Annotated in this window: 25 protein-coding genes and 2 pseudogenes; 7 read left to right on the forward strand and 20 right to left on the reverse strand. The window is 70.2% G+C overall.

Annotated features, from left to right (window positions below):
- Nucleotides 1-26 precede the first annotated feature (26 nt).
- Nucleotides 27-203 carry a glutaredoxin family protein gene (locus VGV13_21880; GenBank protein ID HEV8643728.1) on the forward strand — a complete coding sequence of 59 codons (177 nt, stop codon included), beginning with the start codon at nucleotides 27-29 and terminating at the stop codon, nucleotides 201-203.
- Nucleotides 204-516: 313 nt separating this feature from the next.
- Here the strand turns inward: VGV13_21880 and VGV13_21885 are convergent, their stop codons facing one another.
- From VGV13_21885 to VGV13_21945, 13 genes and pseudogenes are all read right to left on the reverse strand, one after another.
- Nucleotides 517-1,047, reverse strand: coding sequence for a TlpA disulfide reductase family protein (locus VGV13_21885; GenBank protein ID HEV8643729.1), 531 nt, complete (start codon nucleotides 1,045-1,047; stop codon nucleotides 517-519).
- A gap of 5 nt (nucleotides 1,048-1,052) precedes the next feature.
- Nucleotides 1,053-2,543, reverse strand: a complete 1,491-nt coding sequence (locus tag VGV13_21890; GenBank protein ID HEV8643730.1) for a multicopper oxidase family protein — start codon at nucleotides 2,541-2,543, stop codon at nucleotides 1,053-1,055.
- Nucleotides 2,540-2,887 (reverse strand): hypothetical protein, encoded by a 348-nt coding sequence (locus tag VGV13_21895; protein ID HEV8643731.1) that lies wholly within the window; start codon nucleotides 2,885-2,887, stop codon nucleotides 2,540-2,542. Before VGV13_21895 ends, VGV13_21890 begins: the two co-directional genes overlap by 4 nt.
- The gene (locus VGV13_21900; GenBank protein HEV8643732.1) at nucleotides 2,884-3,594 is read right to left on the reverse strand and encodes an SCO family protein; all 711 of its coding nucleotides are present in this window, start codon (nucleotides 3,592-3,594) and stop codon (nucleotides 2,884-2,886) included. Before VGV13_21900 ends, VGV13_21895 begins: the two co-directional genes overlap by 4 nt.
- Nucleotides 3,594-4,355, reverse strand: coding sequence for a sulfite exporter TauE/SafE family protein (locus VGV13_21905; GenBank protein ID HEV8643733.1), 762 nt, complete (start codon nucleotides 4,353-4,355; stop codon nucleotides 3,594-3,596). The genes VGV13_21900 and VGV13_21905 overlap by 1 nt, the downstream gene beginning before the upstream one ends.
- A gap of 1 nt (nucleotide 4,356) precedes the next feature.
- Nucleotides 4,357-4,830, reverse strand: a complete 474-nt coding sequence (locus tag VGV13_21910) for a PCYCGC motif-containing (lipo)protein (GenBank protein ID HEV8643734.1) — start codon at nucleotides 4,828-4,830, stop codon at nucleotides 4,357-4,359.
- 13 nt (nucleotides 4,831-4,843) lie between these two features.
- Nucleotides 4,844-5,419 (reverse strand): TlpA disulfide reductase family protein, encoded by a 576-nt coding sequence (locus VGV13_21915; GenBank protein HEV8643735.1) that lies wholly within the window; start codon nucleotides 5,417-5,419, stop codon nucleotides 4,844-4,846.
- Between the two features lie 7 nt (nucleotides 5,420-5,426).
- Nucleotides 5,427-5,735, reverse strand: a pseudogene (locus VGV13_21920) (TlpA disulfide reductase family protein).
- A gap of 12 nt (nucleotides 5,736-5,747) precedes the next feature.
- The gene (locus VGV13_21925) at nucleotides 5,748-5,978 is read right to left on the reverse strand and encodes a hypothetical protein (GenBank protein ID HEV8643736.1); all 231 of its coding nucleotides are present in this window, start codon (nucleotides 5,976-5,978) and stop codon (nucleotides 5,748-5,750) included.
- Nucleotides 5,960-6,217 carry a hypothetical protein gene (locus tag VGV13_21930; protein ID HEV8643737.1) on the reverse strand — a complete coding sequence of 86 codons (258 nt, stop codon included), beginning with the start codon at nucleotides 6,215-6,217 and terminating at the stop codon, nucleotides 5,960-5,962. The genes VGV13_21925 and VGV13_21930 overlap by 19 nt, the downstream gene beginning before the upstream one ends.
- Before the next feature lie 12 nt (nucleotides 6,218-6,229).
- Nucleotides 6,230-7,207 (reverse strand): YCF48-related protein, encoded by a 978-nt coding sequence (locus VGV13_21935; protein HEV8643738.1) that lies wholly within the window; start codon nucleotides 7,205-7,207, stop codon nucleotides 6,230-6,232.
- Between the two features lie 97 nt (nucleotides 7,208-7,304).
- Entirely contained in the window at nucleotides 7,305-7,661 is a 357-nt protein-coding gene (locus VGV13_21940; GenBank protein ID HEV8643739.1) for a hypothetical protein, read from the reverse strand.
- Nucleotides 7,662-7,738: 77 nt separating this feature from the next.
- On the reverse strand, nucleotides 7,739-8,056 hold the full coding sequence (locus VGV13_21945; GenBank protein HEV8643740.1) for a hypothetical protein: 318 nt from the start codon (nucleotides 8,054-8,056) through the stop codon (nucleotides 7,739-7,741).
- Between the two features lie 495 nt (nucleotides 8,057-8,551).
- On the opposite strand from VGV13_21945, the gene VGV13_21950 reads away from it, so the two are divergent.
- The 6 genes from VGV13_21950 to VGV13_21975 are packed head-to-tail and all read left to right on the forward strand — an operon-like array spanning nucleotide 8,552 to nucleotide 15,461.
- Nucleotides 8,552-9,100 (forward strand): hypothetical protein, encoded by a 549-nt coding sequence (locus tag VGV13_21950; GenBank protein ID HEV8643741.1) that lies wholly within the window; start codon nucleotides 8,552-8,554, stop codon nucleotides 9,098-9,100.
- Between the two features lie 15 nt (nucleotides 9,101-9,115).
- Nucleotides 9,116-9,286 (forward strand): hypothetical protein, encoded by a 171-nt coding sequence (locus VGV13_21955; GenBank protein HEV8643742.1) that lies wholly within the window; start codon nucleotides 9,116-9,118, stop codon nucleotides 9,284-9,286.
- A complete protein-coding gene (locus VGV13_21960; protein HEV8643743.1) occupies nucleotides 9,283-12,456 on the forward strand; it encodes a CusA/CzcA family heavy metal efflux RND transporter in 3,174 nt (1,057 codons plus the stop codon). The genes VGV13_21955 and VGV13_21960 overlap by 4 nt, the downstream gene beginning before the upstream one ends.
- A gap of 23 nt (nucleotides 12,457-12,479) precedes the next feature.
- The gene (locus tag VGV13_21965) at nucleotides 12,480-12,893 is read left to right on the forward strand and encodes a FixH family protein (protein HEV8643744.1); all 414 of its coding nucleotides are present in this window, start codon (nucleotides 12,480-12,482) and stop codon (nucleotides 12,891-12,893) included.
- A 5-nt stretch (nucleotides 12,894-12,898) separates the two neighbouring features.
- Complete coding sequence (locus tag VGV13_21970) at nucleotides 12,899-14,182, forward strand: TolC family protein (GenBank protein HEV8643745.1); 1,284 nt, start codon at nucleotides 12,899-12,901, stop codon at nucleotides 14,180-14,182.
- Nucleotides 14,183-14,198: 16 nt separating this feature from the next.
- Nucleotides 14,199-15,461 carry an efflux RND transporter periplasmic adaptor subunit gene (locus tag VGV13_21975; protein ID HEV8643746.1) on the forward strand — a complete coding sequence of 421 codons (1,263 nt, stop codon included), beginning with the start codon at nucleotides 14,199-14,201 and terminating at the stop codon, nucleotides 15,459-15,461.
- A gap of 4 nt (nucleotides 15,462-15,465) precedes the next feature.
- On the opposite strand, the gene VGV13_21980 is transcribed toward VGV13_21975, so the two are convergent.
- The 7 genes and pseudogenes from VGV13_21980 to VGV13_22010 form a co-directional block, all read right to left on the reverse strand.
- Nucleotides 15,466-16,707 (reverse strand): M23 family metallopeptidase, encoded by a 1,242-nt coding sequence (locus VGV13_21980; GenBank protein ID HEV8643747.1) that lies wholly within the window; start codon nucleotides 16,705-16,707, stop codon nucleotides 15,466-15,468.
- 4 nt (nucleotides 16,708-16,711) lie between these two features.
- The gene (rsmA, locus tag VGV13_21985) at nucleotides 16,712-17,497 is read right to left on the reverse strand and encodes a 16S rRNA (adenine(1518)-N(6)/adenine(1519)-N(6))-dimethyltransferase RsmA (GenBank protein ID HEV8643748.1); all 786 of its coding nucleotides are present in this window, start codon (nucleotides 17,495-17,497) and stop codon (nucleotides 16,712-16,714) included.
- Nucleotides 17,494-18,120, reverse strand: coding sequence for a dephospho-CoA kinase (gene coaE / locus VGV13_21990; GenBank protein HEV8643749.1), 627 nt, complete (start codon nucleotides 18,118-18,120; stop codon nucleotides 17,494-17,496). Before coaE ends, rsmA begins: the two co-directional genes overlap by 4 nt.
- A complete protein-coding gene (gene polA / locus VGV13_21995; protein ID HEV8643750.1) occupies nucleotides 18,117-20,687 on the reverse strand; it encodes a DNA polymerase I in 2,571 nt (856 codons plus the stop codon). Before polA ends, coaE begins: the two co-directional genes overlap by 4 nt.
- Nucleotides 20,688-20,732: 45 nt before the next feature.
- Nucleotides 20,733-20,909 carry a hypothetical protein gene (locus tag VGV13_22000; GenBank protein ID HEV8643751.1) on the reverse strand — a complete coding sequence of 59 codons (177 nt, stop codon included), beginning with the start codon at nucleotides 20,907-20,909 and terminating at the stop codon, nucleotides 20,733-20,735.
- Between the two features lie 219 nt (nucleotides 20,910-21,128).
- A pseudogene (locus VGV13_22005) lies at nucleotides 21,129-21,218 on the reverse strand (BrnT family toxin).
- A gap of 58 nt (nucleotides 21,219-21,276) precedes the next feature.
- Nucleotides 21,277-21,480 (reverse strand): hypothetical protein (locus VGV13_22010; GenBank protein ID HEV8643752.1); only part of this gene is annotated, 204 nt, incomplete at its 5' end.

Raw genomic sequence — 21,480 nt, forward strand, 5'->3', positions numbered from 1 at the left:
AACCCGGCTGATTCTTCTGTGGCAAGGTGAAAGAGTTTCTTTCACGGAAGGGCATCGCGTACGTCGAGCGCGACATTTCGCGGGACGAGCAGGCACTCGACGAGCTATCGAAGCTCGGCTACATGACGACGCCGGTCACCAAGATCGACAGCGAGGTCGTCGTGGGGTTCGACCAGAAGCGCCTGGAAGCCCTGCTGGGCTAGGCGAAGGCTTACCTAGTCGAGCCTTGACTCTCCCCCAAAGGGGAGGATTTACCCTGTTGGCCAGCGGGGAGGGATGGCGATGAAACTCGACCAGGTCGACAAGGAGCAAGGACACAAGACGGGACGGTCCTTGCCGCTTCGGCGGGAAACGAAGTCGGACTGCGGCGATGGCACCTGCGGTTGCGGCTGTGGGCTTCCGCTCACCAAAGAGGGCATCTGCACCTGCGGCTGTGGACGCCACGGCGAGCGCTAGGCCGAACGGCTCGGCAGCCGGCCGAGCCGATGCGCGGCTCCGGGAAACGGGCGAGCCCGCTCACTTGAGCAGAATCTCCATCACCGCGTGGGCGGCGCGACTGTCCCAGTCACGGGGCCCGATGGCGACGGCCGTGATCCGGCCGGACCGGTCGATGAGGAAGCTCGCAGGCAGGCCCCGGACGGTGTAGAGGTTGGCGATCTCGAGCTTGGGGTCGAGTCCGATCGGGAACGTGAGACCGAGCCGCTTCGCGAAGGCTTCCACGGCCTCCGGGCCTCCCGCGTCGATGGAGAGCGCCAGGATCGTGAGGCCACGCGCCTGGAAGCGGCGGTACAGGCGCTCCATGGAAGGCATCTCCTCCTTGCAGGGCGGACACCAGGTCGCCCAGAAGTTGAGGAAGACGACCTTGCCGCGCTCGGCCCCCAGGCGAACCTGGCTGCCGCCGAGCCCCGGCGCGGTGAAGTCGGGCGCCGCCGTCGGCCTCGCCGGCCGGATCAGGTCCAGCTCCTGGAATGGGTCGGCGCTCGCTTGGCCGCCCGCCGTTACCGCGAGGGCGAAGACCACGACCGCCGCGACCAGGGTCGGCCGCACGCCCGCTACCCGATCTTCACCAGCGTGATCATGCCGCCCATCATGTGCATGGGCTTGTGGCAGTGGAAGAACCAGTCGCCAGGGTTGTGGGCGGTGAACTCGAGGACGACCGCGCCCATGTGGGCGGCGACGTCCACACTATCCTTGACGACGGGCTCGGTGTAGCGGGCGCCGTTGATGGCCAGGACACGGAACGACTGGCCGTGCAGATGCATCGGGTGGGCCTCCGGACTCATGTTGTCCAGGCGCACTCGAACGCGGTCGCCGCGCTTGACGGTGAGCGGGTCCGTCTTCGGATAGACCTTCCGGTTGATCGTCCAGACGTCGCTGCCCATCATGCCCCCGCCCAGGGTAAGGTCGAAGGTCCGCGTCGCCCCGGACGCTGCCGGCAGCACCGCGCGGCCGCGGCCCAGGCCGGGGTGCCAGAGGTCGAGGTCGGCGAGCTGCTCCTCGGTCGGAGCGGGTTTGGCGCGATCGTGCCCCTCGTAGAGCACGAGCATCCGCTCGCCGGCCTCGGCGTGGCCCGGCTCGAGGCACTGGAAGAACCATGCGCCTGGTCGCTCGGCGGTGACGACGGCGTCGCAGCGCTCGCTCGGCGCCAATGGGATCGCGTCCACCTCGACGGGCGACCGGAGCGGGTTGCCGTCGGTATGCGTCACGTGCAGGCGGTGGCCGGCCAGGCGGACGACGTGGGTGTGCTCGTTGCTGGCGTTGATGAGCCGCAGGCGCAGCCGTTCGCCCTTGCGCAGGCGGAGCGGCTCGGTGGCGGGATAGGCCTTGCCGTTGATCGTCATGGTGTCGTAAGGGGGCGTGTTGGCGCCGCCCATCATGCCGCGCATCATCCCGCCCATGCCCCGGCCGCCCATCATCCCGCCCATCCCGCGACCGCCCATCATGCCCCCCATGCCGCCGCCACTGGCCGTACCCTCCGACGTGTCCGGCACTGGGCGACCGCTGCCCGTGACCCAGTCGTCGAGGACGAACGTCAGCTCGCGGTCGTACGCCGTTGGCTCCGTCGCGCCGGTGGGCTCGATGATGAGCGGGGCGGCGAGGCCGAGGTCGAGTTGCCGGTGCTCGTCCACGTGCGTGTGGTACCAGCGCGTGCCCGCCGGCCGCGCCTCGAACTCGTAGACGAAGCTCTCGCCCGGCGCCACGGGCTTCTGGGTGATGCCCGGCACCCCATCCATCGGGTTGGGCACGTCCACGCCGTGCCAGTGGATCGTCGTGGGCTCAGGAAGCGAGTTCCTGAGAACGATCCGCACGCGCTCTCCCTCACGGGCGCGGATCTCGGGCCCGGGGACCCGGCCGTTGTAGGCCATGGCCTTGACGGTCCTGCCGGGCGCGAGCTCCCAGGAAACCTCGCGCGCCTCGAGGTGGATCGTCCGGACGGGTCCGGCGCCCGCGCGGCCTGGCCGAGGGCCGGCCGCCAGACCCGCTCCGAGCGCTCCGGCGCCGAGGCGCGCGGCCGTCGTCAAGAGGTCACGGCGAGAGATCATCGCTGGACTCCTTCGCACCGCTCCACGAGGAAGCGCTTGAGGTCGTCGAGGCTCGCGAAGATGACCTGGACCCGGTCGCCCTGCATCCCGGCGGGCAGGAGTACCGGCTTGCCGCGCTCGGGGCCGTAGGCGGTCGCGTCCGTCTTGAAACGGAGGTTCAACTCGCGCACGCGGCGCTCGTCGCCGCTGGCCATCGTGAGGCGGTACTCCCCACGGCAGTACGTGATCTCCCTGACGATCTGGTCCGCGGCCACGTTCTTGAGCGGCGCGCGGGGCGTCTGGGCCAGGGCGGGCGAGGCCAGCGATGCGAGGCTGGTGATCAGCACGAGGGCGACCCGTGTCATACGGGGCTTCCTCGCTCCGCGAGGAGGGCGCGCAAGTTGGCGCGGAGCCGTGTCATCGACTCGGGTTCGGTGGCGAGATGATAGGCGCGGATGCTCCCGGCCCGGTCCACGAGCACGGCCCGCGCGCTATGCATGACCAGGCTCGTGGAGCCGTGGCTCGCCCAGGCCGGCGCCGGACCGAAGGAGAGGTTCCGGCCGCACGCCGGCGACGCGCCTGCCGAGTCCACGACGGCCAACCGGAAGCCGTCGTGGGCCAGGCAGTAGATCTCGCGCTTGTTCCCGGTGAGGAACCACCAGCGGTCGCCGGCGCCGTAGCGCTCGGCGTACCGCCGGAGCGCGGCCGGCGTGTCGTGCGCCGGATCGACGGTGATGGAGACCAGGCGGAGGTCGCCAGACTGCGCGAACTCCTGCTGGAGCCCGGCAAACTGCAAGCTCTGGGTTGGACACGACTCGGTGCACGCGGTGTAGATGAAGTCGGCGACCCAGACCAGGCCGTGCAGATCGTCCAGAGTGACACGGCGTCCCGAGCGCTCGGTCAGCACGAAGGGCGGCACGGCGCCGTAGTCCCCGAGCTGTTCTAGGGCGGGCCCGGCCGGCGCCTGGGGTGCGCGGCGAGCCCACCAGGCCGTGGCGCCGACGCCGGCCACGAGCATGGTGGCCACAATCAGGCTGGTCATGAGCACCACGCGCCGGGTGGGCGGTGTCATCACACCACCCAGTACACGAGCGTGTCGTGGAGCCCGGCGAGGACAAGGATGGCCCCCGCGATCACGCGGAGTGGCCGCTCCAGCCACCGGAGGCTCCCCGCCACCGCGTCCGCGGCCGCCACGCCGGCGGCGATGAGCCCGGCCGCCGCAAGGAGCGGCAGTGAGGCACCGACCGCGAAGAGCCCGGGGAACGTCCAGCCCCCGGCGCTCCGGAGCGCCAGCGGGACCGTGAGCCCGAAGAAGAGCCAGAAGAGCGTCGGGCAGAGCGCGAACGAGAAGGCGACGCCGAGCAGATAGGCTCCGCCGACGCCGCGCAGGCGGAGCCGCTCGCGAAGCCGCCACGCCAGCCGCTGCCCGGCGCCGAACCGGAAGCGCCAGCGGCCCAGGAGACCGAGCCCGATCAGGATCATCACCGGGCCGAGCGCGCGGCGGGCCACGATCACGACAGGGATCGAGATCGCCTGGAGCTGCAGGCCGACCAGGACGACACCGGCCCCGACCAGCGAGTACACCGTGATCTTGCCGGCAACATAGGCGAGCGCGAGTCCGAGAGGCCGTCCGCCGCCCGGGTGCGCTGAGGCGTAGGCGAGCGCGCCGAGGCTCGTCGTGAGCTGGCAGGGCGACGTCGCGCCGATGAGCCCGAAGGCGACGGCGCCCAGGAGCGGCAGCTCCACGCGATCGGCCCAGCCGCCGAGCGCCACCACCGCGCCCTGGGTGAGCCCGGAGAGCCAACCGTACCAGGCGACGAGAACCCGGTCCATGTCACCCCTTCGGGTAGGGCGTGGGGGTCGGTGTGCCGCGGTACTTGCCGTCGATCACGCGCCGGATCTCGAGCAGCGCCTTGCCCGCCTTGCGCATCGTCATCACGTCACGCGTGACGTCGAGGCAGACCGTTCAGGTCGCGGCGTGGCTCGTGAACGTGAGCGTGCCGTCTCGGTTGAACGCCTTGATGTAGCAGTCGCGGTTGCTGGTGTGGCCGAAGCGGTAGCAGCCACAGAAGCAGGGCATGTACTGCAGCTCATCGCCGCGCTCGACGGCGTAGCGGTAGAGCCGCTGGACATCCGGCGTGGTCGCGAACTGGGGGAGTTGGCCGCGTGGCAGCGTTTGGACCTGGTCCCCGATGGCGTCGGTCGTGATGGACCCGGCACCCGCCGGGCGGCCGCCGAGCACCTGCCAGGCGCCAAGCCCCGCCGCCACCGTGGCGGCTCCGCCGTAGAGAAAGAGTCGTCGGTTCATGGTCCTCCCCTGCTCACCGCGTGGACTGGTACTCGCCGCGCCCCTGGGCGGTGCTGACGACGCCGCGGCGGGCCTCGTCGAGCTTGGCGGCGATGAGGGCCGCGCCGAGCGTGCCGATGTGTTTATAGGTGATGCGCCCATCGGGGCCGATGAGGAATGCCTCAGGCAGGCCCCAGACGCCGTAGTCGATGGCAATCCGGCCGCCCGCGTCGCGGCCGTTGGGGTACGTGATGCCGAACTCGTCGAGGAAGGCCCGGGCCCGCTCGTCTTCGTCCTGCGTGCTGATCCCCACGAAGACCACGCCGTGGTCCCTGGTTCGCTGCCAGGCCGCCTCGAGCGCCGGCGCCTCGACCCGGCAGGGCGGGCACCAGGAAGCCCAGAAGTTCAGGAAGACCACCTGGCCGCGGAGGTCCTCGAGCCGGAGCGTCCGGCCGTCGAAGAGCGCGAGCGAGAAGGGCGGCGCCGGCCGGCCGAGCATCGGGCTCTCGATGTAGCGCGGCTCACGTCCGAAGCCGAAGGCGAGCAGAGCGAGTACCGCGACGGCCGGAAGGAGGACCGCCGAGGCAACGAGCGACCGTCGCCCGCTCACCGGGACCTCACGGGGCGCCCTGCTCGAGCAGCCATTCGACGAGGCGCCGGGCCTCGGGCGTGCGCCAGTCGCGCTCCCCGGGCACCCGGCCCACGATCCGGCCAGCCCGGTCGATGAGGATCGTGCTCGGATGGCCGGGAACACCGAACGGCCCCGGGCTGGCGCCGTCCGGATCGAGCCAGAGGGGGAACCCAATGTCGAAGTCTTCGCCCCACTCACGGACCACATCGGCACGCTCGCGCAGGCTCACGCCGACCATGGCCAGGCCGCGCGCCTGGAACATCCGGTGGAGCGTCGCCTTGGCGGGAGCCTCCCGCCGGCACTGGGGTCACCACGTCGTGAAAAAGGTGAGCAGCACCGGTCGCCCCCGCAGCTCGCTGAGCCGTGCGGGGCGGCCGTCGAGCGCGCGGAAGGCGACGTCCGGCGCTGGCACTGGGGTGACCAGCCGCAGCGCTTGCATGTGTTCGAACGGGTCCCGCTCCTGCGCTCTCGGCGCCACCCCCGTCGCGCTCAGGAGCAGGACCGTGGCGGCTGCCAGTGTCAGCGCTGGGTGCCCCACGTCACACCCCCGTCGCGGCTGACGAAGATCCGTCCTTCCATCGTTGTGGCGTACACCTCGCTCGGCCGCTTCGGGTTCACCGCGACCGCAGCGGCGTTCGTCACGCCCTCGGCGCGCGTCCAGCTCTGCCCGGCGTCGTCGGTCCGGAAGATCCCGTCCCGCATGGCGACATACATCACCTTCGAGTTCGACGGATGGACCGCGAATCCGTTCACGGTGCTGGCGGGCAGACCGCCCACCTTGCGCCAGCCTCAGAAGCAGTCGGGGTTGCGGAGGAGTCCCTCGCCGGTCCCCGCGTAGAGGAAGATCCCGCCCATGCCGGTCGGGATGTCGACCGACGCCAGAACCTTGATCTCGCCGGCCGGGCCGTCGTCCACACGCACCCACTTTTGACCTCCATCGGTGGTGCGGTACACGCCGGCGCCCTTGTCCCGGACGAGCGCGTGGAGCTTCGCCGGGCTGTTCGGATCGATGGCCAGGCCGTGCACGTCGAGACCGCCGAGGCCACTGTTCACCGAGGTCCACGTGCTGCCGCCGTCGGTGGTCCTGAAGACGCCGGCCTCGTGCGTGCCGATGTACATCACGCCGCCCTCGACAGGGTGAGTGGCGATGGCCATCACGTCGGGCGTGTGGTGCTGGCTCGGCAGCGCCACCTTGGCCCAGGTGCGGCCGCCGTCCTCGCTCCGAAAGAGGCCGGTGTGGGTGCCGAGCCAGAGCGCACGCCAGGCCGCGTCGAGCGCGAGCGCGTGGACGTGCTCGAACGCCGGCGCGGCGTGAGGCGGCTCGCCGGCGTGTGCGGCCGGCGCAGCGGTGAGTCCGGCCGCGAGGACGAGCAGGACGAGCGCCTTGCGCGTGGAGTCGTCCTTGACGGGCTCCGTGCGCGGCGGCGCGTCGTGGTGGCCCATGTTCATCATCGCGCGCATCATGAAGTACATCCCGAGCGGGCAGGCGAGAGCAGCGAGCACGCTCAAGAGTGAGCCGCCGGCAATCCCGAGCGTGCTTCCGCTCCAGAACATGGGAATCGCGAGAAGGAGGAGCAGGGGCGCACCCCAGCACGCACCGCGCTTGACGTAGTCCTTCCAGGTGCGCTCGCTGACGGGCGGGAGGCTGCAGGCTTCGCCGTCAGCCCGGCGGCGCGCCACCGCCGCGATGCGCGCCTGGCGCACGCCCTCGGCGAACTGCTCAGCGTGAGCCTCCGAACACAACGTCTCACCGAAGCGCTCGCTCACCACCGGACTGTCATCAATTCGGTGGCCACAGTGCGCGCAGTGGGTTGGCTGAGTCGGCTTTTCAGTCGTCCGGGTGTCGCGATGGGCCATGGTCGGCTTACCTTCCCGGCTGCGCGGGCTGCATCATGCCGCCCTGGCCGCCCATCTTGCCGCCGCCCATCGAGCCCATCATCTCCATCATCCGTGTCATGCCCAACATCACGTCGCCGTTGCCCATGCGGCGGGCCATCTCCATCATGTTGGCCATCGCCTGGGGCGCGCGGTCCGACTGCATGAACTCGCGCATGGCCTTCTTCCCGTCCTCAGTGGCGCCGGAGCCCTGCATCATGTCCGTACAGGCGGCGACCGGGTCCTTCCCCGGCTCAGCCGACTTGCGAGTTTCGGCAGCGATTGCCGCCCCCACAACCAGCGGCAGCGCGAGCACGAGCAGCATCGTTACGGCAAACCGTCTCATGAAGTTGCCTCCCTCGAGTTAGTGGTTGCCGGGGAGACTGCTCCCCAGGCAGACATCAAGTACGAAAGACGCGAGGGCTAGGCGATGACGGGAGGCGAACGAGGCGCGAGTGGAGCGATCTGGCGGCCTGGGCCGACGTCGAGTGGCGCGGCAGCCGCGCTGTCGGGCGCCTGGGTCGGCACCGCCAGAGTCTCGACGACGGGGAGGATGGCAGCCGGAACTGTCGGCGACGTCTGGAGCGCTTGGGCTTGAGTCGACGCGCCACAGGCAAACTGCATCTCGCAGACCCGGCCGGCGCAATCCGGCATCTCACCGCCTGGCATCGCCGCCTGGACGATGTCGACGACGCAGACGGCAAGGACAATCGCGACGAGCAGGGCCGCGAAGGTCTTCACCGGGAAGGAAAGGCGCCACGCATGCATAGGCCGACACTCAGAATACGCCTGACCGCAACTGGACGCAACGAGGGGCGGGCCAGTGGTCTTGGGGAGCCGCGTCGGCCGCCGGCGTGTTACACTCTCGGGCGATGAGGCGATCGCGAACCCTGCTGGCCGTGCTTCTGGCCTGTGTGTGGGCCCTGGCGGCGCCTCTCGCCATGGCGTCGAACAACTGCATGGTGATGGGCGCCCTGTGCGAAGGGCCGTGCGGTGCCTCCTCGTCTGTCGTTTCTGGTCCGGTCAGTGTCGCCTCCGTCCAGTTGTTGACCACTGCTGAGCCGTTGCCGGCCGAGCACGTCCCCCAGGTGGCCCTGAAGGTTTCGGACCCCCCTCCCAAACCCCTCTTCCGCTCCGCGTAGTCCAGTCTTTGCTTCAACGCTGAGTTACTGCTCGTCGGACTCTGTCTGCTGAGCGGGTCGGCGAGGGCTGTCCCTCGCCGGATGGAGGGGTGTCATGAGCAGTCATGGATGGATTCGTCTGCTGATCGGTGTCTTTGCGACCGTCATTGTGGCCGGCACGGCCCAGGCCAGCGAACCCGCCGAGCTTCGCGATGCGCTCCGGCAGCGCTACACGTCCTCACGCATGGAGGTCCAGAACGTTACGACGGCCGGCGCGGTCGTCCGGCCGGGCACGGTGCTCCGCCTCGAAACCGGCGCCGTCCCGGCGAAGCGCCTGAGGTTCATCCAGGCGAGCCCGAAGTCGCCGCGCTTCCACGTCCGGGACTACGCCCGGGTCGAGATCGCCGGTGACCGGGTGCTCGCTGCCGAGCGTGGGGACTTTGCTCTCCAGCCCGGCGCGCGCGTCGTCGTCCTGGACCTGAAGGTCGACCGGGACCGCGTCCGGCTCTTCACCCACACTGCCGAGCCCGTAGCGCTGCCGACTGGGCGGGCGGAGTACGGCTGCACGGAGTTCGTGTTCCGGCTCGATCCTGACGTCATTCAGCGGGCGGACGCGGCGACCATCGCGCAGGCCATCGAGCGATGGCTCGCTCGCGCGGCGTAGACAGGAGGACGAGCCATGATGATGAGCGACTGCGGCGGCTGGATGGGCGGCGGAATGATGGTGGTCGGCGTGCTCGGCGCGTTGCTCAGCCTGGGCCTCCTGGCGAGCCTGATCGTGCTCGTGTGGGTCGCGATCGGCAGGCTGCGGCGCGAGCCGCCCGGCGCGGGAGCCGGCGAGCGCCGATGATCGACCGGCTCATCGAAATCTCGCTCCGCAACCGGTTCCTGGTCATCGCGTTCTTCGCGCTCGTCGCCGGGTGGGGTTACTGGGCCCTCCGGACGACGCCGATCGACGCGATCCCAGACCTCTCCGACAACCAGGTGATCGTCTTCACCGACTGGACGGGGCGATCGCCACAGGAGGTCGAGGACCAGATCACGTATCCGCTCACGGTGAGCCTCCAGGGGCTGCCCGGCGTGCGCGTCGTGCGCTCCTCGTCGGCCTTCGGCTTCTCGATGATCAACGTGATCTTCGAGGACTGGGTGGATCTCTACTTCGCCCGCTCGCGGGTGCTGGAGCGCCTTAATCTGTTGACGAAGTCCCTCCCCGCCGGCGCGGTTCCGACCTTGGGGCCGGACGCGACCGGCGTGGGCCACGTCTTCTGGTACACGGTCGAGGGCCAGGGCTACACGCTCCGCGACCTGCGTTCGATCCAGGACTGGTTCATCCGCTACCAGCTCAACGCGGTACCCGGCGTAGCCGAGGTGGCGAGCGTAGGCGGGGCGGTGCGCCAGTACCAGATCGACGTCGATCCCAACCGGCTCCGAGCCTATAGCATCCCGCTCTCGGCGGTCGTCGACGCGGTGATGCGGAGCAACCGCAATGTCGGCGGCAACGTGGTCGAAGCCTCCGGCACCTGGTCGGTGGTGCGGGGCCTCGGCCTCATCGAGAGCGTCCGGGACGTGGAGCACATCGTGGTGGGTGCCCAGAATGGAGTGCCGATCTTCGTGCGTCAGCTCGCGGACGTGAAGGTGGGCGATGCCTTCCGGGCGGCGGCGCTGGTGAATGGGACGGAGGAGGCCGTCGGCGGCGTCGTCGTCGCGCGCTACGGGGTGAGCACCGTGGACGTCATCGTGCGCGTAAAGGAGAAGATCAAGGCGCTGGAGCCGGGGCTGCCGCCCGGGGTCCGGCTCGTGTCCTTCTACGACCGCTCGGCGCTCATCCAGCGAGCGGTGGACACGCTCAAGCGGGCGCTGATCGAGGAGGCGGCGGTGGTGACGCTCGTCAACATCGTGTTCCTCCTGCACCTACGCTCGGTGCTCATCGTCACGATCCCGTTGCCACTGGCCGTCCTGACCGCGTTCCTCTTCATGCGCCACCTGGGGATCTCCTCCAACATCATGTCGCTGGCCGGCATCGCCATCGCCATCGGCGTGCTGGTAGACGCCGCCATCGTCGTCACCGAGAACGCCTTCCGCTTCATGGAGAAGCGAGGAGTGGACCCGCGCGATCGCAGGCGCGTCGCCGAAACCGTGCTCGACGCCACGCGCCTGGTCGGACGACCGATCTTCTTCTCGCTGGCGATCATCATCCTGGCGTTCCTGCCCGTCTTCGCGCTCACCGGCCAGGAAGGCAAGCTTTTCCATCCGCTCGCGTACACCAAGACGTTCGCCATGATCGGCGCCGCCGTCCTATCGGTCACGCTGGTGCCGGTGCTCTGCAGCCTGCTGATCGGCGGGCGGGTGCGGGGGGAAGAGCGGAACCCGATCATGCGGCCGCTCGTCTGGCTGTACCGCCCGGTGCTGGACTTCGCGCTGCGGTTCCGGCTCCTGACGCTCGGTATGGCCGTGGTGGTGGTCGTCGGGGCGCTGGCCCTCCTGCCCCGGATCGGCCGGGAGTTCATGCCCCCGCTGAACGAGGGCGACCTCATGTTCATGCCCGTCACCGACCCGGCCATCTCACTCACCCAGGCCATCGCGGTCACGAAGAAACAAAACGCGCTGATTCAGCAGGCGCCGGAGGTGGCATCAGTAGTGGCGAAAATCGCCCGGGCCGAGACCTCTACGGATCCGGCCCCGGTCAACATGGTGGAGACGGTGGTGAGTCTCAGGCCCGAGCGCCAGTGGCGGCCCGGGATGACGCGCGAGAAGCTCATCGCAGAGCTGGATCAGGCGACCACGCTCCCCGGCGTCAGCAACATCTGGACGCAACCGATCATCAACCGGATCAACATGCTCACCACGGGCATTCGCTCCGAGGTCGGCGTCAAGATCTTCGGCAGCGACCTGAAGGCGCTGGAAGAGCGGGCCCGGGCCGTCGCCGAGGTGCTCCGGGGCATCCGAGGCGCCGTCGACGTCTACCCCGAGCAGGTGACCGGCGCCCCCTACCTCGACATCCGGGTCAACCGCGAGGCGGCGGCGCGCTACGGCATCTCCGTCGGCGTCGTCCAGGACGTGATCGAGACGGCGGTGGGGGAGACGAACCTCACGCTGACCGTCGAGGGCCGCCAGCGGTTCCCCGTGCGCGTCCGCTACGCGCCGGGGTACCGGGCGAGCCCGCAGACGCTCAACGATGTGCTCGTGCCCGCGCCCAGTGGGACGCAAGTACCGCTCGGGCAACTCGCCGAGATCCGCCGGGTCTCCGGCCCTGCCATGATCTCGAGCGAGAACGGGCTCCTGGTCGTGACCGTGCTCCTGAACGTGCGCGGCCGGGATGTGGGCGGTTTCGTCGAGGAGGCCAGGCAGGCGATCGCGACGAAGGTAGCGCTGCCGGCGGGATCCTACATCGAGTGGAGCGGCCAGTACGAGAACGAGCGGCGGGCACGGCAGCGGCTGGCGATCGTCCTCCCCGTCGTGCTGGCCGTGATCTTCGTGCTCCTCTACCTCACCTACCGTTCGTTCGTCGACGCCCTCCAGGTGCTGCTGGCGGTGCCGTTCGGTCTGGCCGGCGGCATCTACCTGCTGTGGGCGCTCGGCTACAACTTCTCGGTCGCGGTCTGGGTGGGGTTCATCGCGTTGTTCGGCACGGCCGTGCAGACGGCCGTGGTGATGGTGATCTACCTGGAGGAAGCGGTCGCGCGGAAGCGAGAGTCGTTCGGCGGTCGGCTCACGCGGGAGATGTTGTTGGAGGCAGTCAGGGAAGGAGCGCTGCTTCGGCTCCGCCCCAAGGTCATGACGGTGTCCACGGTGGTGCTGAGCCTGCTGCCCATCATGTGGAGCACCTCGACCGGCGCCGAGGTGATGAAGCCGCTGGCCACGCCCGTGCTCGGCGGGATGTTGAGTTCGCTCGGACTCGTTCTGATCGTGACACCGGTGATCTTCTTCTGGATTCGCGAGCGGGAGCTGCGCCGGATAGAGGCGCAGGAGAGGCTCGGTCGGGCCGCGGATGCCCGCCCGGCGCTGGGCTCGACGGAGTAGACGGAAACCAAAGGAGGAAACGTATGCCGCGGCGATTTGGAGTTGTCGTGCTCGGACTGGCAGTGCTGGTGGCGGGGCTGGGGCTCGCGTGGGGGGCGGAGCTGAAGCCGATCCACACCCAGAAGACGAAGGACCTCGTGGTGCGGCTCCTGAGCGAGTCCGGTCAGTGGAAACCGGGCAAGAACGGCTTCGTGCTCGAGTTCGTATCGGCCAAGGACAACACGCTCCTCGACGCCGGCACGGTCACGCTGAACACGAGCATGCCGATGCCGGGGATGGCGCCGATGATCGCCGGCGCCAAGCTCACGCCCGACCAGGCGCCGGGGCGCTACGTCGGGACGATCGAGTTCCCCGACCGCGGCACGCGCGAGGTCAGGGTGAGCTGGGAGGGGCCCGCGGGCAGGGGCTCGACCAAGTTTTCGGTCCCGGTGCGCTGACGGCCATGGTCCCGCGCTCGTGGGTCCCCCTCGCCGTGTCCGGGCCCCTGCTCCTGGCGGTCGTCGCCGGCGCGCCGCCGCGCCTGTGCTCGGCGGAGCTGAGTGTCGATGAGCTGGTGGCGCGCGCCGTCGAGGGGAACCCCGACCTCAAGGTGGCGCGCGCGGAGGTCGACGCCGCAGTGGGACGGCTCCGCCAAGCGGGGCTCCGGCCGAACCCCATGCTCGACCTGGGCTTCCAGAAGGCGCTCGGTCCGGACAACACCCAGACGATCGGCCTCACCGTGCCACTCGACCTCGGCGGGCGCAGGCAGGGTCGGGTCGGCGTCGCCGAGCGCGAGCTTGCGATGAAGCGCACCCAGGCGCTGGACCGCGAGCGGCGGCTCCGCGCCGAGGTGCGAGCGAAGGCCGGGGAGTACTTCGCCGCGCGGCGCAGTCACGGGGTGACCGACGAGCTGCTGAGCGTGAACCGTGACGCGCTGGCGCTCGTCCAGCAGCGAGTCCGCCAGGGCGCCGCCCCCGCCCTCGACGAGAGCCTCATGCTCGTGGAGGTGAACCGCCTGGACGCCAGCCGACAGCTGCTGGCTAGCCGCCTTGAGATCGCGGTGCTCCAGCTCAAGGCCCTGGCCGGGATGGCGCCCGACGCACCGTTGACGCTCCGTGGGGACCTTGTCCCGGCCGCGCCGCGCCTGGAGCGCGACGATGCCGTCCGCCGCGCCCTCGCGGCCCGCCCGGACCTCGAGGCGGCCCGGGCAGACGTGGCGCTCACCCAGGCCCGGGTCCGGAAGGAGGAGGCCGACGGGCGCTGGGACGCGAGCATCAACGTCGGTTACCAGCGCCAGGAGATGGGGTTCGGGCTGATGGGTCTCACCGAGAGCGGCGCCACCCGGCCCATCCAGGACGTCTTTCACTTCTTCGGGGCAGGCGTGAGCATCACGCTGCCCGTTCGCAACCGCAACCAGGGCAACGTCGCCGCCGCCCGGGCCGAGACCGAGGCCGCGTCCCGCCGCGAGGAGTTCGCGACGCTCACCGTGCGACAGGAGGTGGAGGCGGCCTTCACCCAGTGGGAGGCGGCAGGTCGCTCGCTCTATATCTACGAGCGCGGGGTGCGGGAGGTGGCCCGGCGGAACCTCGACGTCGTCCGCAAGAGCCACGAACTCGGCCGCCTCGGATTCCTCGACGTGATCGCGGAGCAGCGGCGGTACATCGAGATCGAGCAAGGGTATACCGAGGCGCTGAGGCAGCTGTACGACGCCGCCGTGGAGATTCGGCGGGTCGTCAACGAACCGTGAGCGGCAGGGGGCGACGATGAGGCGACGGACGATCGCGCAGGCGGCCACCGTTCTCGTGGTCCTGGGTGTCGGGTTGGGCGTTGGAAAGCTCTGGGGCGAGCGCCGGGTGAGAGAAGCCCCGACGCGCGGGGCGGTAGAGTCCGCGGTGAAGGCAAACGCGCCGAGCTCGATGCACGGTCCGGGCGCGGCCACCGGCAAAGAATCACCGGCCCCGGAGGAGGCCATCGAGGTCACACTCTCGCGCGAAGCCATCGAGCGGGCAGGGATCAAGACCGCCGTCGTGCAGGCCGCCCAGGGGAGTCTATCGCTCACCGTGCCAGGCACCGTGGCGTCCAACGCCTACCGCGACACCAAGGTCAACGCGCTGGTGGGCGGGATCGTCCGACAGGTGTCGGCCGAGCTTGGCGCGCCGGTGATCCGGGATCAGTCGCTGGCGGTCATTTTCAGCGCCGAGCTGGCCGAGGCCCAGATGAAGTACCTTTCGATGCGGGCGATGCTGGAGGCCGATCACCAGAAGCGCGAGCGGACGCGCAAGCTCGTGGAGCTGGGCGCCGCCAGCCGTCAGGAGTTCGAGGAGATCCTCGCCGTCCACGCCGCCCACGAATCGGAGTTGGCGGCGGCGCGCCAGCGTTTGCTCCTGCTCGGGCTCGCTGACGATCATATCGCGCGCCTCACCGACGCCTCACAGGCCGTCGCGGAGGTGACCGTGAGGGCGCCGAGTGGCGGCGTGGTCATCACGCGGGGCGTGAACCCCGGCCAGATCGTCGGTGCCGGTCAGGAGCTGTTCACGGTTACGGACCTCAACACCGTCTGGGTGATCGGCGACCTCTACGAGAAGGACTTCGCGCAGGTCCGGGTCGGCTCCGCGGCGGCGGTCAGCATCCCGTCTCTGCCCGACCGTCCCCTCCGCGGCCGCGTTGCCTATATCGATCCCCGGGTGGACACGGCGACGCGGACGGCGAAGGTCCGGGTCGAGGTGCCGAATCACGACACCCGCCTCCGCCTCGGAATGTTCGTGACCGTCGGCTTTCAGACCGCCCCCTCGCGCCGCGTGACCGTCGTGCCGCGCTCCGCGATCCAGTCGATCGGGGAGCGCACGGTCGTCTACGTGCTGGTCGAGGGCGAGGAGGGGAAGTTCATCGAGCGGACGGTCGCGCTCGGACCGCCGCTCGGCGAGTCTGTGCAGGTCGTGGACGGCCTCAAGCCGGGGGACACGGTGGTCACCGAGGGGAGCTTCTTCCTCCGCGCCGAGGCCACCCGCAGCCGGCCAGGAGGTTGAGCCCTCAGAAGGGCGCTTCGTCCTCGAGGCGGGCCAGGAGCGCCTGCGCCTGCTGTTGGAACTCGGCGCGCTGCGCGACGGCGATGGGATCGCCGGGGATGAACTTTTCGTTGAGGGGGTTGACGCGGCGGCCGCCCTTGATGACCTCGTAGTGGAGGTGCGGGCCGGTGCTCAGCCCGGTCGAGCCCACGTAGCCGATCACCTGGCGCTGGTTCACGCGCGTCCCCCGGTTGGCGCTCGGGCCGAGCCGGGAGAGATGCGCGTAAATGCTCTCGTACCCCGAGCGGTGGCGGATCCGGACCGCGAGGCCGTAGCCCCCGTCCCATCCGGCCTGGGACACGACGCCGTCGGCAACCGCCCGGACCGGCGTGCCCATCGGCGCTGCGTAGTCCACGGCGAGGTGCGGCATCGCGCCCCCCAGGATCGGGTGCGGGCGCGCATAGGTGAAGCGGGAGGTGATGCGGGTGAACTCCAGCGGCGACTTGAGGAAGCTCTTGCGCAGCGAGCGGCCGTCCAGGTCGAAGTAGTCGAAGCGGTCCCGGCCCGGGGTGTAGCCGATGCCGGTGAGGACGCGCCGGTCGCTGATGTACTGGGCGGCCAGCACCCGGCCGTAGCTCACGAAGGTGTCCCCGGCGTAGCGCTTCTCTACCAGGAGGCGGAAGCGATCGCCGCTGCGGGTGTCGGCGGTGAAGTCGAAGTCCCACTCGAAGATGTTGACCAGGGCGATCACGAGCTGGGGCTGTTCCCCCACCTCGTCGATGGCCTGGAAGAGCGATCTCTCCACCTCGCCCTGCACGGTCTCCACGCGCACGTCGGGCGTCGTCTCCAGGCGCTTGACCGTCCAGCCGTCCTCGCCCGCCACCGCGGCGTAGCCAAGCCAGGGCGTCTGCTGCCACGTCACCGCCGTCGGCTCGCCGGTGGCGCTCCACGTGATCTCCAGGTCGTCACCGGGCCTGAGCCGGCGAAGGTCCGCGCCGCCCTTCGTGAGCGCCGCCGCGACCTCGTGGCCCCGACGCACCGGGAGCCCGGCGCGCGCCAGCGCGCCCACCAGGTTGTCGCCGCGCCTGAGCTCCACCGTCTGCAGGCGCTCTTGTGGCGGCGGCGGGGGCGCCGCGGGCTCGGTCGCATCGCTGGCCGTCGTCGGGGGCTCGGGGTCGACCGCGCGCCAGCGGTAGATGGCGAGCGTCGTCCCCAGTGCGACGAGCACCACTGCCGCAGCCAGGATGCGGCGGAATCGTGTCGGCATCACCTCATGATAACCGGGCGGCCAGCGCGGCAAACTCAGGAATTGTGAGGGTTTCCGCCCGCCGGCGGGCATCGATTCCGGCGGCCTCGGCCGCCCCCCGAGCGCTCCCGGGCGGGATCCCGAGACCCGCCGCCAGGGCATTGGCCAGCGTCTTCCGACGCTGGCCGAAGGCGGCGCGAACGATCGAGTGGAACCGGCGCTCGTCGGCGAGGGGCACGCGCGGCGCGGGCAGCACGCGCAGGTGGAGGACGGCCGACTCCACTTGCGGCGGGGGACGAAACGCGCCCGGCGGCACCCGCAGCGCGACGCGGACGTCGCAGTAGAGCTGCGTGAGGATGCTGAGGCTCCCGTAGGTCTTGCCGCCCGGCGGCGCCGCTACCCGCTCGGCCACCTCGCGCTGGAGCATGAGCGCCATCTCGTAGATCGCGGTGCGGGCCCGGATCAGCGCCGTGAGAATGGGCTTGCCGACGCTGTAGGGGAGGTTGCCGACGACGAGGACGCGGCCCCCGGCGGGAGCGGCCAGCTCGCGGTAGTCCCAGGCGCGCGCGTCGGCCTCCAGCACCTCTACACCCGGAAAGCGGAGGGCCAGGCCCGCCACCAGCGCGCGATCGACCTCCAGCGCGATCACCCGCCCCGCCCGGCGGGCCAGCTCGGCGGTCAGGGCGCCTTCGCCGGGACCGATCTCGACGACGAGATCGCTCGCCGTCGGCGCCACCAGGTCGACGATCGCCCGCGCGACTCCGGGATCGCGCAGGAAGTGCTGACCGAGCGCCCGCCGTTGGGTGCTCACGCGCGTGCGCGAAGCTCCTCCATCAGCGCGGCGTGCGCCCGCCGCACCTGGGTCTCGGTGGCGGCGCGGTCTCCGGAGTTGTCGATCACGTAGTCGGCCAGCTTCGCCTTCTCGCTGAGCGGCATCTGGCTGCGGATCCTCCGGAGCGCCTCGTCGCGCCCGGTCCCGTCGCGGGCCTGCAGGCGCGCGAGCTGCGTCGCTTCGTCGGCGACGACGACCACCAGACGGTCCATGTTCCGGTGGTTGCCGCTCTCGATCATCACCGCGGCGTCGAAGACGACGAGACCGCGGAACCGCTGCTCCGCTAGCTCGGCCAGCCGCCGGGCCAGGCGCTCGCGGATCGGCGGATGGGTGATCGCCTCCAGACGCTTCCGCTTGAGCGCGTCGGCGAAGACGATTTTGCCGAGCGCCTTGCGGTCGAGGCTCCCGTCCGCGCGGAGCACGCCGCGGCCGAACTCGGTCACGATCTCGGCCAGGGCGGATTGACCCGGCTCCACGACTTCCCGGGCCAGCACGTCGGCGTCGATGAGGACGCATCCGAGCGCCTGGAACATGGCGGAGACGGTGGACTTGCCGGTGCCGATGCCGCCGGTGAGCCCGACGAGCAGAAAGGGGCGGCTCACGCTTCCGACCAGTCCCGGCCCGACTTCACGTCGACGACGACGGGCACGCGCAGGGGAAGCGCCGCCCCCATGATCTCCCGGGCCAGCGCTTCGACCGTCGCCACCTCCTCCGGCGGCGCCTCGAAGAGCAGCTCGTCGTGCACTTGAAGCAGCATCCGGGCGCGGAGTCCACGCTCGGCCAGCGCCGCCTGCATCCGCACCATCGCGATCTTGATCATGTCGCTGGCCGTGCCCTGCACGGGCGCGTTCATGGCCATACGCTCGGCGGCGTTGCGGGCCACGGGGTTCTGGCTCTTGAGATCGGGCAGGTACCGGCGGCGTCCCAGCAGAGTGCTGACGTAGCCGCGCTCGCGTCCCTCCGCCAGCGTGCGGTCGATGAAGGCGCGCACCCGCGGATGGGCCGCGAAGTACTCGTTGATGTAGCGCTGCGCCTCCTTCTGGTCGATCTTGGTCGCCTGCGAGAGCCCGAACGCCGACACCCCGTAGAGGATCGCGTAGTTGGCGCTCTTGGCGATCGTGCGCTGGAGCGGCGTCACCTCGGCCAGCGGCACCCGGAAGACCTCCGAGGCGGTCCGCGTGTGGATGTCCTCGCCCCGCCGGAACGACTCGATGATCGCCGACTCCTCGCTCAGGTGCGCGAGGATGCGCAGCTCGATCTGCGAGTAGTCGGCGGCGACGAAGCGCCAGCCCTCCTCGGGGATGAAGGCCGCCCGGATGCGCCGGCCCAGCTCCGTCCGGATCGGGATGTTCATGAGATTCGGGTCCTGGGAGCTGAGGCGTCCGGTGGCGGCGACGAGCTGGTTGAAGGTGGTGTGGATGCGCCCGGTCGCCGGGTTGACGAGCAGCGGCAGCGCGTCGGCGTACGTCCCCTTGAGCTTGGCCAGCGTCCGGTGCTCCAGCACCTTGGCCGGCAGCGGGTGGCCCAGCGCCAGCTCGGTGAGCACGTCGGCGTCGGTCGAGTAGCCGGTCTTCGTCCGGCGGGCCGTGGGGAGCTTCAGCTTCTCGAACAGGATGTGGGCGAGCTGTTTGGGCGAGGCGATGGTGAACTCCTCGCCGGCCAGCGCGTAGATCTCGCGCGTCAGGTTGTCGAGCTGGCGCTCGAGCTCCTTGGCGAAGACCTCCAGCCGCAGCGGATCCACGCGGATGCCGTGGCGTTCCATCAGCGCCAGCACCGGCACCAGCGGGCGCTCGATCTCGTCGTAGAGCGCGCGCAGGCCGTGGGCCTCGAGCTCTCCGGCGGCGTACTTCCAGTAGCGCCAGAGCCAGCGCGCCCGCTCGGCCAGGATCCAGCCGAGCTGCTCCCTCGCGGCGCCGACCGCCGGTGGGCACTCGCCGAAGGCCTCCATGCAGATCTCGTCCAGGCGATAGGTCGAGCGCGCGGAGTTCAGCAAGTAAGCGGCGACGGCGGTGTCGTCGATGGCCGGCGCCCGCCCCTCGACGGCCAGATAGTGCTCCATGAGGGGTTTGCCGTCGTGAACGATCAGCGCGCGCTCGGCCAGCGCCGCCAGCGGGACGCCGGCCGGCACCCAGGCGGGGCCCGCGGCCGGATGAAAGAGTCCCAGCGCGCTGAGCTGGGGCGCCGGCGGCCGCGCCTCCCCCGCCCAGTCCACCGCCACCGCCGCCTCGCGGGGCACGCGTCCGAGGTACTCGCTGAGGGCCGGCGCCGTCTCGAGCGCGGGCGCCGCCTCGGCCCGCACCTCGACGACAGGCGCGGGCAGCTCCTTGAGCAGTCGCGTGAGCTCCATCTCCATCCACAGCGCCCGCAGCTTGCCCCAGTCGGGCTCGACGCGCCGGAAGCTCTCCAGGTCGAACGTGATCGGGACCTCGCGGTTGAGGATGGCCAGTTCGCGGGAGAGCAGCGCCTCCTTCCGCCCGGCCGCCAGCGTCTCCCGGAGCTTGCCGCCGACGAGCGTGAGGTTCTCGTAGAGTCGGGCCACGCTGCCGAACTGGCTGATGAGCTTCACCGCGGTCTTCTCACCCACCCCGTGCACGCCGGGGATGTTGTCGATGGCATCGCCCATCAGCGCCAGCACCTCGGGGATCTGGGCCGGCTCCACGCCCCAGCGCTCGCGCACCTTGGCCTCGTCGTAGAGGACGGGCTCACCTGTCCGCCCCGACACGCTGAGCACGCGGACGCGCGGGCCGACGAGCTGGAGCAGGTCCTTGTCGCCGGTGACCATGACGACCTCCACGTCGTGCTCGAGGGCCCGCGTCACCAGCGTGGCCAGCGCGTCGTCGGCCTCGTAGCCCGGGACCTCCACCACCGGCGTCCGGAGCGCCTCGAAGAGGCGGCGCACGTACGGCAGCTGGCGGGCCAGATCGTCGGGCATGGCCGCGCGGGTGGCCTTGTACTCGGTGAACAGCGCGTCGCGGAAGGTCGGTCCCACCGGGTCCCAGGCGATTCCGAGATACTCCGGCTGCTCCTCGCGGATGAGCTTCCACAGCATCGTGGACAGGATCAGCACGGCGTGGCTCGGCACGCCCTTGGAGGTCGAGAGATAGCCGACGGCGTGATACGCGCGGAAGAGGTGCGAGTGGCCGTCGACGATGTAGAAGCGCCCGCTCACCTGATCAACCTACTCTTGATGCAACCCATGGCACGACCGCCCGCGCTAACCGGCGCCCGACGCTTTCGCGCGTCCTCGCGTCGACCGCGCCGCGCGAGGCCGCAAGTGATGCTCGGCATACGCGTCGAGGAGCCGCCGGATCATCCGCTGATATTGCGTGTTGTGTTTCCGTGCCTGACCCTTGAAGAATTCGACGCTGCGCTTGCTCAGCGCGATCGTCACCTTGACTCCTTCGTCTCGGAAGACGAGATCCTCGGGTCGGGGCAGAAAATCAGGAACGACTCTTATCCGTCCGAGGGGTTCGTTGGTGTATCTGATTCTCTCGGCCATAGGTCGCCTTGCCCTTTCGCCAGTACCCGCCGCCGAAATCGCACGGTCACTACGCTTCTCGCCTCGGCTATGAACCATGTCCTCGGCGATGACACGGTTCGGGTCGGCGAAAGCGAACTGCGCCCTCGAGAAAGAGATCGCATGCTTCTTCTGGTTTTCCTGGTCTTTGTGGGGGTCCCATTCAAACCGGCCGTGCGCCACTGGGGGAAGTTAGCACGAATCAGGCGGATCAGCCATACACTTGTATGGCTCTCGTGGCTCACCCAGTGCCGCCCGTCATCACCTCCGTGTAGGCGGCGCGCAGCGCCGTCGTGCGCCGGCGGTACTCGGCGAGGAACGCGTCACGCGTGGGCAGCCCGAGCGCCGTCGCCACGCGGGCCGGCATGGGGCCGGCGAGCTCGATGGTATCGGGCGGGCGCGCGGCCAGCAGCCGCAGCCCCGCCGAGACGCGGCGCAGGAAGCG

The organism is Candidatus Methylomirabilota bacterium (assembly GCA_036001065.1).
Lineage (GTDB): Bacteria > Methylomirabilota > Methylomirabilia > Rokubacteriales > CSP1-6 > MNEF01.